Annotated in this window: 11 protein-coding genes; 8 read left to right on the top strand and 3 right to left on the bottom strand. The window is 45.1% G+C overall.

The genetic code is table 11. The features are described 5' to 3' along the window. The first annotated feature begins 697 nt into the window (after positions 1-697). The 5 genes from ABV001_RS05865 (at position 698) to rfbB (ending at position 6,822) form a co-directional block, all read left to right on the top strand. Entirely contained in the window at positions 698-3,166 is a 2,469-nt protein-coding gene (locus tag ABV001_RS05865; protein WP_352421938.1) for a TonB-dependent receptor, read from the top strand. A 41-nt stretch (positions 3,167-3,207) separates the two neighbouring features. Then, positions 3,208-3,882 carry a tRNA (guanosine(37)-N1)-methyltransferase TrmD gene (trmD, locus tag ABV001_RS05860; protein WP_352421937.1) on the top strand — a complete coding sequence of 225 codons (675 nt, stop codon included), beginning with the start codon at positions 3,208-3,210 and terminating at the stop codon, positions 3,880-3,882. 165 nt (positions 3,883-4,047) lie between these two features. Continuing rightward, positions 4,048-4,920 carry a glucose-1-phosphate thymidylyltransferase RfbA gene (rfbA, locus tag ABV001_RS05855; protein ID WP_352421936.1) on the top strand — a complete coding sequence of 291 codons (873 nt, stop codon included), beginning with the start codon at positions 4,048-4,050 and terminating at the stop codon, positions 4,918-4,920. Positions 4,921-4,993: 73 nt separating this feature from the next. Next, the gene (gene rfbC / locus ABV001_RS05850; RefSeq protein WP_352421935.1) at positions 4,994-5,533 is read left to right on the top strand and encodes a dTDP-4-dehydrorhamnose 3,5-epimerase; all 540 of its coding nucleotides are present in this window, start codon (positions 4,994-4,996) and stop codon (positions 5,531-5,533) included. Positions 5,534-5,784: 251 nt separating this feature from the next. Then, complete coding sequence (gene rfbB / locus ABV001_RS05845; RefSeq protein ID WP_352421934.1) at positions 5,785-6,822, top strand: dTDP-glucose 4,6-dehydratase; 1,038 nt, start codon at positions 5,785-5,787, stop codon at positions 6,820-6,822. Here rfbB and ABV001_RS05840 read toward each other — a convergent pair. The 3 genes from ABV001_RS05840 to ABV001_RS05830 all read right to left on the bottom strand — a co-directional run bounded on the left by ABV001_RS05840 (position 6,819) and on the right by ABV001_RS05830 (position 10,031). Further along, positions 6,819-8,201, bottom strand: a complete 1,383-nt coding sequence (locus tag ABV001_RS05840; RefSeq protein WP_352421933.1) for a tyrosine phenol-lyase — start codon at positions 8,199-8,201, stop codon at positions 6,819-6,821. The genes rfbB and ABV001_RS05840 overlap by 4 nt on opposite strands. Before the next feature lie 189 nt (positions 8,202-8,390). Beyond that, on the bottom strand, positions 8,391-9,458 hold the full coding sequence (locus ABV001_RS05835; RefSeq protein ID WP_352421932.1) for a GDP-L-fucose synthase family protein: 1,068 nt from the start codon (positions 9,456-9,458) through the stop codon (positions 8,391-8,393). A 21-nt stretch (positions 9,459-9,479) separates the two neighbouring features. Beyond that, a complete protein-coding gene (locus tag ABV001_RS05830) occupies positions 9,480-10,031 on the bottom strand; it encodes a hypothetical protein (RefSeq protein ID WP_323424215.1) in 552 nt (183 codons plus the stop codon). Positions 10,032-10,445: 414 nt separating this feature from the next. Here ABV001_RS05830 and glyA point away from each other — a divergent pair, with 414 nt between their 5' ends. From glyA to ABV001_RS05815, 3 genes are all read left to right on the top strand, one after another. Beyond that, positions 10,446-11,726 carry a serine hydroxymethyltransferase gene (gene glyA, locus ABV001_RS05825; protein WP_352421931.1) on the top strand — a complete coding sequence of 427 codons (1,281 nt, stop codon included), beginning with the start codon at positions 10,446-10,448 and terminating at the stop codon, positions 11,724-11,726. A 121-nt stretch (positions 11,727-11,847) separates the two neighbouring features. After that, complete coding sequence (locus ABV001_RS05820; RefSeq protein WP_352421930.1) at positions 11,848-12,033, top strand: four helix bundle protein; 186 nt, start codon at positions 11,848-11,850, stop codon at positions 12,031-12,033. Continuing rightward, complete coding sequence (locus tag ABV001_RS05815) at positions 12,005-12,220, top strand: four helix bundle protein (RefSeq protein WP_323424218.1); 216 nt, start codon at positions 12,005-12,007, stop codon at positions 12,218-12,220. The genes ABV001_RS05820 and ABV001_RS05815 overlap by 29 nt, the downstream gene beginning before the upstream one ends. Positions 12,221-12,283 lie beyond the last annotated feature (63 nt).

Here is a 12,283-nt window from a genome sequence, read left to right as displayed (position 1 = left end):
TTTATATTCCTTTCGTGCGATACCACTCAATGCCATCAAAAACATGCAAATAAAGGCTCAAACCCCATAAGTATCCCAACAATAAATTAGTACAACAGGTTCTTCATATGACCTGAAGGTCACACGAAGACCTCTTTAGTTATTTTGTTTCCCTTCTTTATATACCATATCTATGCCAAACCGCATCCTCGTTTTATATTATGTTGATAATCTGCGAAATATATTAGCATAAACAAAAAACATATAAAAAAAAGTCTATCATTATGATACGTTTTTTATCATAATGATAGGCCTCGCCTTAAAAAGAGATCTGTAAATATTTACCGACAGTAAAACTTGTTTTGGCTATTCGTGCGTAGAATTGAAAATCGAGGAGCGAAGGCGACTCAATTAACAATGGAGGAGCGAAGGCGACTCAATTAACAATCGAGGAGCAAGTGACTCAAATAGTCTAAAGAATTTAAAATAGTAGGAAGGGATCCAAGGGTAATATTGCTTTCTGATGTTTAAATATGCAAAAATCAAATATAAACAAAAAGGCTATTACTAAATTTTCGTAACAATCGCTGTTTTATTCGGTGCCCTTTCAATTAAATGTGTACTTTTAGCGCTTTATTAATAAAACCACTTGAAACATCGATGAGACGTGCGTAGTAAGCGTTCCACATACCGAAATGAAAAAAAATAAAGTAATTGTATGAGACAAACATTTGTTTTACTGTTGAGTATCTTGTTCTCAACAACATTATGGGCTGAGTCCGTTACAGTGAGAGGAAAATTGATATCGGCGTCCGATCAGGCCGGATTGCCTTATGCTACCATTTCGGTAGCCCGTGAAGCCACACCGGCCAATGCGATAAAAAAACTGGCAACCCGGGAAAATGGCACGTTTTCTACTACACTCGACCCTGGAAAATATATCTTTACTTTCTATTTTGTGGGAATGGATCAGGTGGAAAAACCGGTAGAGATTGGCTCATCGCCAACTCCGTTTGATATGGGAGAAATCGAGATGACAGAGAGTTCTACCGAACTCGATGAGATCAGGGTGACCGCCCAGGCGCCTCTGGTGAAGGTAGATATCGATAAGCTGACCTACAACGCCAAAGACGATCCGGAATCATCCACTTCCAGCGTGCTCGACCTGTTACGCAAGGTGCCGCTTGTTACGGTGGACGGGGAAGATGAAATCCAACTGAAAGGCTCTACCAATTTCAAGATATACCTGAATGGGAAACCCTCCAATATGATCTCCTCCAATCCGTCGCAAGTCCTGAAGAGTATGCCGGCTAACAGTGTGAAAGATGTGGAGGTGATTACTGATCCCGGTGCCAAGTATGATGCCGAAGGAATAGGGGGCATCATCAATATTGTCACCGACAAACGTGCCGATGATGGTTATTCCGGTTCTGTGGGCGTCAATGGAGATACCTTTGGCGGTTATGGTGCAAATGCCTATCTGGCCACCAAGTACGGCAAATTCGGGTTTACCGGAAATGCAGGCTATTATAATTTCAGGCGTCCGGCGTCCGAATCGTCTTTCTACCGTGAAGAGACCGATCCGGTAAATACCTTATCGCTCGATGGTACCAATAAAGGAGATGGAGAAGGACTGTATCTGAGTGGGGCACTTAGTTTTGAGCCCGACACGTTGAATTTGTTCAACCTGTCGGTATCCCGGTTTGGAGGAGAATTCAATTCTATTGGTGCCCAGAAAGCAATTTCCGAGGGTGCGCGTCCCTATTCCTATGATACCCGGACGAACAGCAACTCCCAATACGGGGGAATGAACCTGTCGGCCGATTATCAGCGAAACTTTAAAAGGAAGGGGGAAATGTTGACGGTTTCTTACCGTTTCGAACGCAATCCCAACGACAGTGAATATGAGAGTGCATACGAAAATGTGATAGATGAGCAAAATACATTTTATTATCCTGACGGATATAAGCAGAAGAGCAAGAATGATGCCGGAGGAAATGAGCATACCGGACAGGTCGACTATGTGAATCCGCTCAACGGCAAACATAATATCGAGGCCGGGTTGAAATATATTTTCAGGGATAATTCCAGTGAGGGTGACCATACTTTCTTTGATGTGGAAGAAGGTGCCTGGAAGCCCGATATGGGACGGAAGAATGACCTTGAGCACCAGCAGTATATCACTTCGGGATATGCCGGTTATGGTTATAAAACGGGTAAGGTGGGTATGAAAGTCGGGTTGCGCGCGGAGCATACCCAGCAGGATATCCATTTTATGAATGTTGCCCAGGATACGATTGTCAAGACCAATTTCTTCGATCTCGTTCCTTCGGCCACCATTTCCTACCAGTTGGGAATGACCCGTACGCTGCGGGGAGGATACAATATGCGAATTTCCCGCCCGGGAATCTGGGTGTTGAATCCTTATGTCAATGATGTCGACCCGAACAATATCAGTTATGGGAATCCCAACCTGGATGCCGAGCAGCAGCACAACTTCAATGTCAACTATGGCTCTTTTTCGCAGAAACTCAATTTCAATGCCACAGTCAGCTATTCATTTGCGAAGAATGCGGTGACGAGTTACAGTTTTATAAAGGACGGGGTAACCCATAATACCTACGATAATATCGGACGCAATCATACGGTGGGTACCAATGTCTATTTGAGTTGGACCCCCACCCAAATGATCCGTACTTATCTCAATGGTGGAATCAACTATACCGATATCCAAAGTACGGAAAACAGTGAACTAAGGAATAGTGGCTTCTCCGGACGTGCATTCGGGGGACTTACATTCACCTTTCCCAGGGACCTTAGAGTAGGGGCGAACGGGGGAGTGTTTACCAGCCGTGTGCAGTTGCAGACCAAGCAGTCGGCCTTCTATCATTACAATTTTAATGTGATGAAGAGCCTCCTGAACAAAAAACTGGATGTTTCTATTTATGCCCAAAGTATTTTCTCCAAATACAGGGAGTTTTCTTCTACGACTACCGGGGAAGGATTCAAACAAAAGAACAAATTCCTGAATCCTATGCGTAGCATTAACCTGAGTGTCACTTACCGTTTTGGCGATTTGAAGGCCTCGATGAAAAAAGTACAGCGCACGATCAGTAACGACGACGTGTTGCAAAACCAGGATGGCGGTTCTCAGGGAGGCGGTGCCCCGGCACAAGGAGGAAGTTGATAAAGATTGATTATCTTTACGCTACAAAGTTTTAAAAGTGTATGAGGATCGATATTATTACTGTCCTTCCGGAAATAATTGAAGGGGCACTGCATACCAGCATTCTGAAGCGGGCGCAGGAAAAAGGTTTGGTGGAGTTCGGCCTGCATAACCTGCGGGACTACACGCTTGATAAACATAAGCGGGTAGATGATTATCCCTTTGGAGGAGAGGCCGGTATGGTCATGCAGATAGAGCCGATCGACAGGGCTATCAATTATCTGAAATCGCAACACGACTATGATGAGGTGATTTTTACTACCCCCGATGGAGAGCAATTTACCCAATCTACGGCCAATGAGCTTTCATTGAAAGGAAATATCATCATTCTTTGCGGACATTATAAGGGCGTTGATTACCGGGTGAGGGAGCACCTTGTCACGCGGGAGATATCCATCGGTGATTTTGTCCTTACGGGTGGAGAATTGGTGGCCGCCATGATCGCGGATGCTGTGGTCCGCGTTATCCCCGGAGCTATCGGTGATGAGCAATCCGCCCTGTCCGACTCGTTTCAGGATGGGCTGCTGGCACCACCCGTTTATACCCGCCCTGCTGAATACAACGGATGGAAAGTACCTGAAGTGTTACTCTCGGGGCATGAACGGAAAATAGCGGAATGGCGCCATGAGCAGGCAGTGGAACGGACCAGGAAACTGAGGCCTGACCTTTTTCGGTAGTTATTCGATTGTTATTCGGTTGTTATTCGGTAGTTATTCAATTGTTATTCAATTGTTATTCGATTGTTATTCGATTGTAATTGAGTTATTCCGTAAAGCGGGAAATAACAGCGAAGCGAATAACTACAAATATTTTGTTATCTTTGTGGAAAAACCGGATTGCGTATGAAGGGAATCGTTTTAGCCGGAGGATCCGGCACAAGGTTGTATCCCATCACGAAAGGGATATCGAAGCAATTGCTTCCCATTTTTGATAAGCCGATGATCTATTATCCTATCTCCGCGTTGATGTTGGCGGGAATCAGGGATATTCTTATTATTTCTACCCCGCTTGACTTGCCCGGATTCCAACGGTTGCTCGGTGACGGTTCTGATTATGGTGTCCATTTCAGTTATGCCGAACAGCCTTCTCCCGACGGACTGGCGCAGGCTTTCATTATCGGTGAGGAGTTTATCGGTGATGATGCCGTATGTCTGGTGTTGGGCGATAATATTTTTTACGGACAGGGATTTCCCGCTATGTTGCAAAAAGCGGTTGAGTGTGCCGAAAAAGAGTCGTTGGCCACTATATTCGGTTATAACGTGATCAATCCCGAACGTTATGGGGTGGCAGAACTGGACGAAGATGGTCGGGTGTTGAATATAGAAGAAAAACCGTCCGAACCTAAATCGAACTGGGCGGTTACAGGACTTTATTTTTATCCTAACCGGGTTGTCGGGATCGCGAAACAGGTCAAACCGTCGGCGCGTGGAGAGCTGGAAATAACCTCTGTCAATCAGGCTTTCCTTGATGAAAGACAGTTGCAGATGCAACTCTTTGGACGTGGTTTTGCCTGGCTTGATACCGGTACCCACGATTCTCTCTCGGAAGCGTCTACCTTTATCGAGGTGCTGGAGAAACGACAGGGGTTGAAGATCTCCTGTCTCGAAGAGATCTCCTGGAGGAACGGCTGGATCACCAACGAACAGTTAAGGGAAATAGGAACGTCAATGAAGAATAACCCATACGGACAGTATTTGCTTGGGCTGATAAAATAAGGTGGGAAAAAGTGGGATAGTGGGAAATTGAAAGTCTTGAATCTTGGTTCTTGATTCTTGAATTTGAAAAAATATGCATATAGTAGAGACGGAGATAAAAGGGATTGTGATCATTGAACCGACGGTGTTTAGCGATGAGCGGGGCTATTTTTTTGAATCGTTTTCACAGAAAGAATTTGAACAAAAAGTATCTAAAACCGTTTTTGTGCAAGATAATGAAAGCCGCTCCAGGTATGGTGTAGTAAGAGGATTGCATTTCCAGAGGCCTCCTTATGAACAGGCTAAGCTGGTACGCGTTGTAAAAGGTAAAGTGCTGGACGTGGTGGTGGATATACGTAAGGAGTCTCCCACTTATGGACAACACGTGGCGACTGAGTTGTCGGAAGATAATAAGCGATCACTCTTTATCCCCCATGGTTTTGCACATGGTTATGCAACGCTCTCCGAAGAGGCTGTTTTCCAGTATAAATGTGACCATTACTACATGCCGGATTATGAAGGAGCCATCCTTTGGAACGACCCGAAGCTCGGAATCGACTGGCTTTTGTCTCCCGAAGACATTATTCTTTCGGAAAAGGATCGGAGAAATCCACTTTTTTCAGTGAAGAGTTAAGAGTGAAGAGTGAAGAGTTAAGAGTGAAGAATGAAGAGTGAAAAATGAAGAGTGAAAAATGAAGAGTGAAGAATGAAGAGTGAAGAGTGAAGAATGAAGAGTTAAAAATGAAGAGTGAAAAATGAAGAGTTAACAGTGAATTCTTAATTCCTAATTTGTAATTCTTAATTCTTAATTCTTAATTCTTAATTCTTAATTCTTAATTTGTAATTATAAAATAAAATCCCGGATGGGGTAGAATTATTATATTCATGGCAAAAAAAAATATCCTGATCACAGGTGGCGCCGGCTTTATCGGCTCACATGTAGTACGATTGTTTGTTAATCAGTATCCCGATTATCAAGTCATCAACCTCGACAAACTGACTTATGCGGGAAATCCTGCGAACCTGAAAGATATAGAAGGAAAATCCAATTACAAGTTCGTGAAAGAGGATATCTGCGATTTCGAAAAAATGAAAGAGGTATTCACACGCTATCAGATTACCGATGTGATTCATTTAGCGGCTGAAAGTCATGTCGACCGGTCGATTACCGATCCCTTCTCATTTGCGAGGACCAACGTATTAGGCACCCTTAATTTGCTGCAGGCAGCCAAAGAAAACTGGCAGGGAGCTTATGATGATAGGCTGTTTTATCATGTTTCCACCGATGAAGTGTATGGAGCATTGGGATTCGATACTACCCTTTTCACCGAAGAAACCCGCTACGACCCGCATAGCCCCTATTCTGCATCGAAGGCTTCGTCTGATCATTTTGTCAGGGCTTATCACGACACATATGGTTTGCCTACCGTTATTTCCAATTGCTCGAATAATTACGGACCTAACCAATTCCCGGAGAAGCTGATACCGCTGTTTATCCACAATATTCGACAGAATAAACCCCTGCCGGTCTATGGTAAAGGGGAAAACGTAAGGGATTGGCTCTATGTGGAGGACCATGCCCGTGCCATTGACCTGATTTTCCACAAAGGAAAGGCCGGTGAAACTTATAATATCGGTGGTTTCAACGAGTGGAAAAATATCGACCTGATCCGGGTAATCATCAAGACAGTGGACCGTTTGCTCGGACGTGAGGAGGGTGCGTCGGAAAAACTGATTACCTATGTCACCGACCGCGCGGGACATGATTTGCGTTACGCCATCGATGCTACCAAAATCAAGGATGAACTCGGATGGGAACCTTCTCTCCAGTTTGAAGAAGGTATTGGGAAAACCGTCCTATGGTACATTGAGAACCAGGAGTGGCTCGATGACATCGCCAGCGGAGCCTATCAAAGATTCTAATCTATCTCCTCAAACCTGGCGGTGAAGAAGCGTAGCTGTTTCGGTTCATAGACGAAACGGAGCCCCTTGATGGTCTCCCTTTTCCGGTAGAGCGATTGAACAGCTTCCGCTACCAGATCCATATGGCGGTAGGTGTAAACACGACGGGGAATGGTAAGACGTACTGTCTCCAACTTGGGGCGGTGATGTTCACCGGTTTCTTTGTTGCGTCCGGCAGAAACAATCCCCCGTTCCATACTGCGCACTCCCGATTCCACATAGAGGTTGGCAGCGAGGCTTTGTGCCGGGAACTGCTCCTGCGTGAGATGTGGGCAAAAACGTGCGGCATCGAGGAATACGGCATGCCCACCGGTAGGCTCGATCATCGGGATACCTGCTTCCCGCAGCTTGTCACCCAAATACCGTACCTGTTTTATACGATGCTCAATATATTCATATTGCAACGATTCCTTCAGGCCGATTGCCATCGCTTCCATATCACGTCCGGCCATTCCGCCGTACGACGGCATCCCTTCATATACAACCACTAACTCCTTTGCTTCCGAGAAAAGCTCGTCGTCGTTCAGGCATAAAAAGCCGCCGATATTCACCAGACAATCCTTCTTTCCGCTCATGGTGCATCCGTCGGCATAACTGAACATCTCCCTTACAATCTCTTGAATGGATTTGTCGTTGTATCCTTCTTCCTGCTCCTTGATGAAAAAGGCATTTTCCACACAACGGGTGGCATCATAGAATACTTTGATACCATAGCGGGCAGTTAGTTCCCGTACCGCTTTCATATTCTTCATGGATACAGGTTGTCCTCCGGCCAGGTTGACGGTTACGGCAAGACATACATAGGCGATGTTTTCTGGTCCTTTTTCATCAATCAGCTTTTGCAGTTTGTACAGGTCGATATCTCCCTTGAACGGGATGCTCAGCGATGCATCATGTGCTTCATCGCGGATAACATCGACAAAGATGCCTCCGTTGTGCTCCTGATGATACCGTGTAGTGGTGAAGTACATGTTTCCCGGCACATATTGTCCCGGTTTGATGGCAATTTGGGAAAGCAGATTTTCCGCCCCTCTTCCCTGGTGGGTTGGGACTATGTGTCTAAATCCGAATACCTCCTGTACCGTTTGTTCGAGGTGGAGGAAATTACGGCTCCCTGCATAGGCTTCATCACCCATCATCATGCCTGCCCATTGACGGTCGCTCATGGCATTGGTCCCACTATCGGTCAGCAGGTCGATATAGACATCGTCACTCGGGATAAGGAAGGTATTCAATCCTGCTTCTCTAATGACTCTTTCCCGCTCCTCGCGCGGGATTATTCTTACCGGTTCTACCGATTTGATACGGAAAGGTTCCGCTGGATAGTTGTTTAGATTCATAGTAGTGACGTTTTAATGGTTTTCTCTTTACAAATGTAATACAAGCCGAGCGAAAAACCAAGCTTGCTTGAGTTTTTCCGAGGCACATTTTACATTATTTAAATGTAGTGAAAGCCGAGAGAAATACCAAACTTGTTTGAGTATTTCCGAGGTGCATCCTACATTCTCAAAATGTAATATAAAAAACCATTATCGCACGTACCATTCGTACATCTTTTTTACTCCTTCTTCGATATCGATAGTATGTTTCCATCCCAATGCGTTTAATTTGGAGACATCGGTCAACTTTCTCATGGTCCCGTCGGGTTTGGAACTGTTGAAAACAATTTCGCCGTCATAACCGATCGTCTCCTTGATTAGTCCAGCCAGATCACGGATGCTGATCTCTTTTCCCGTTCCGATGTTGATATGGCAATTACGTATTTCGGTCTTGCCCTTTGCCAGATCTGGGAAATCCACATTCTCCATGATATAAACCGAGGCGTCGGCCATATCTTCACTCCAGAGAAACTCCCGTAATGGCTTCCCGCTTCCCCATAATTCAACGCTCTCTTTGCTGATACCATATTCACGAAGTTTGTCCTCCACTTCCTCCTGCGGAGTATCGCTGGTAATCCCTTCTACCGGACGTATGGAAAGGTCTGTTCTGATGGTAGGCCAGTTGCCATTCATCAATGCTTTTGCCAGATGGATCTTGCGGATCATGGCGGGCAAGACATGGCTTTTTTCCAGATCGAAATTATCGTTGGGACCGTACAGGTTCGTGGGCATCACCGCTATATAGTTGGTACTGTATTGGATATTGAAACTCTCGCACATTTTCAGTCCGGCGATCTTGGCAATGGCGTAAGGTTCATTGGTATATTCCAATGGCCCGGTGAGTAATGCTTCTTCAGACATTGGCTGTGGTGCTTCCCGGGGATAGATGCAGGTGCTGCCAAGGAAAAGTAGTTTTCTGACATTATGCCGGAAACTCTCACCTATTACATTATTCTGGATTTGCAGGTTGCGATAGATAAAATCGGCCCGATAGGTGTTGTTGGCCACAATACCTCCCACGTATGCAGCTGCCAGGATTACATAGTCGGGTTTTTCCCTGTCAAAAAAGGACTTAACAGCTGTGGCATCCAACAAATCTAATTCCCGGTGTGACTGTCCGGTTAAATGGGTATATCCCTTCGATTGCAGATTCCGCCAGATTGCCGATCCCACCAATCCGCGATGGCCGGCGACATAAATTTTACTGTTTTTATCCATGACCAACCCGTCTATAAAGTCTTAATTCAGATGGATATTATATGCCACACTGATACCCGGTGTGAAGAAACTCTTTTTGAGAATGGCGCTCTCTTTACCGCTAAAACCCATATCGCAGTATATGGAAAAATTGAATTGTTGTACGGCATAACCGGCCAGGGGTGAAAAGGCAAATCCCGCATAACTGCTGGCACCGAATACTGCCCCGATGCGCGGTTCAACAAAAAAACCGTCAGCAATACCTTCCTTGGTAAAACGATAACCTACTAACGGCATGATGTAGTTGAAAGCATCATTGTCATCGTTGTTGATGCTGGAGAAGAGTTTTCCCTCCCCGTAAGGATTATTGAAAGCTTTCACGCTTAACGAGAGGTAGTTATTAGGATTCTGTGAGAGCAGGTTGTCCTGGGTAAGCCAACCAATGGTACCGCCCAGCCCGAATTTTTTATCCTGTTTTGAGTTAGCCACTAAACCGGCATCGACCGAAATATGAATATAATTGGTCTCCTGGGCTTCTACCGATTGGAAAGTCAGTGCGGCAAGCAGCATGACGATAAAAATTGTTCGTTTCATTTCTTGATGATTTAGGGATGATTAATAGAATTATGATTGCACATTAAAATACAAATATAGCGAGTTAATTTTGTTTAGGTTCTTTTTAGGCGATTTATTTATGTTTTCCCCTTCATATTTTTACTTCTTTGGATAAAAAAATCCCGACTTTTTTGACTAAGTTTATAGAATATAGAATATAGGATGCGCCTCGGAAAAGTTCAATAAATTAGATTATTCCTGCGTTCGGCAAAACGAGTAAACTCGTTCTGCCCTCTCTTAACGGAATAATTCAAGCAAGTTTGGCTTTTCCCTCGGCTTTCACTATATTTTCATAATATAGGATGCGCCTCGTAAAAGCTCAAACAAGTTTGGCTTTTCTCTCGGCTTTCACTATATTTGCACTTAATTTTGTTCTTTTTAAAAATTATTTGAATGAATCAGGATAGGCAGATCGCAGAGATCATTGGGAAAGAACGTGAGCGGCAGTTGAAAGGTATTGAACTGATTGCCTCCGAAAATTTTGTGAGTGACCAGGTGATGCAGGCTATGGGATCGGTATTAACCAATAAATATGCTGAGGGCTACCCCGGAAAACGCTATTATGGCGGATGTGAAGTGGTGGATATGAGTGAACAACTGGCCATCGACCGGTTGAAAGAGTTGTTCGAAGCCGAATGGGCCAATGTGCAACCCCATTCCGGTGCTCAGGCAAATGCCGCGGTATTTCTGGCGTGTCTGAAAGCGGGTGATAAATTCCTCGGCTTGAACCTGTCACATGGTGGTCACCTGACCCATGGATCACCGGTCAATTTCTCAGGACTGATGTTCCAACCGATAGAATACAATGTACGGGAAGATAACCAGCAGGTTGATTATGACCAGTTGGAAGAGGCCGCGCGCAGGGAAAGGCCAAAACTGATCGTTGCCGGTGCTTCTGCCTATTCCCGCGAGTGGGATTATGCCCGTATCCGCAAGGTGGCCGATGAGATTGGTGCCATCTTTATGGTAGATATGGCACACCCTGCCGGATTGATCGCTGCCGGATTGCTTGATAACCCGGTGAAACATGCGCATATCGTTACTTCTACGACCCATAAGACCTTACGAGGCCCGCGTGGAGGTGTGATCCTGTTGGGAAAAGATTTTGAGAATCCGTGGGGTATCACCACGCCGAAAGGAGAGGTGAAGATGATGTCGACCCTTTTGGATTCTGCCGTATTCCCCGGTATGCAGGGAGGTCCGTTAGAACATGTGATCGCTGCGAAAGCCGTTTCATTCTACGAAGCGTTGCAACCCGAATATAAAACCTATCAGGCGCAGGTGAAGAAGAACGCAGCCCGGATGGCAGCGGCATTTGTAGACAAAGGGTATAAAGTGGTATCCGGTGGGACGGATAACCATCTCATCCTGGTGGATTTGCGTACCAAATTCCCCGACCTGACCGGTAAGGTAGGGGAGAAAGCACTGGTGGAAGCCGATATCACTGTGAATAAGAATATGGTACCTTTCGACAGCCGTTCTCCTTTCCAGACATCGGGACTGCGTTTCGGTACACCTGCTATCACTACCCGTGGAGCGAAGGAAGAATTGATGGACGAAATTGTGGAAATGATTGATACCGTACTTTCTAACCCGGACAATAACGCAACGATCGCTGCTGTACGCGAGAAGGTGAACGCCACCATGCGGCAATATCCGCTATTTGGATGGTGATGTGTGACTGGGAGATGGGGTGACTTGGGGAGTGGGTGACTGGGAGACGAGGAGAGTGGGAGACTTGTCTCGTGACTTGGAGAGTGGGTGATTTTTTATAATAAACAAAAAAGGTTTTGCAATGGAAAAAATAAAGGATCACCGGGATTTGAAAGTTTATAGGCTTTCTTTTGACCTTGCGATGGAGGTATTTCAAATTACTATCTCCTTTCCCAAGGAAGAAAAATATTCTCTTACAGACCAAATAAAGCGTTCATCACGATCTGTTTCTGCTAATATTGCTGAAGCATGGAGGACGGCGCTATGAAAAAGCTTTTATAGCAAAGCTCTCAGATGCAGAAGGAGAAGCGGCAGAGACTCAAGTGTGGTTGGATTTTGTACTCGAATGTGGGTATATAAATGAAGAAGTACATACGAATTTGAATGAAAAGTATAATATTATAATCGGTATGATTATAAATATGATTCATAATTCAAGTAAATGGATATTATGAATTCACACCTGCGCCCAGTCTCCCCTTCTCCCAGTCTCCCAGTCTCCCAGTCTCCCAGTCTCA

This window comes from Proteiniphilum sp., from assembly GCF_040307845.1.
Taxonomy (GTDB): Bacteria; Bacteroidota; Bacteroidia; order Bacteroidales; family Dysgonomonadaceae; genus Proteiniphilum.
The sequence above is the reverse complement of the archived record's forward strand: the minus strand, read 5'-3'. Positions and strand labels throughout refer to the sequence as shown.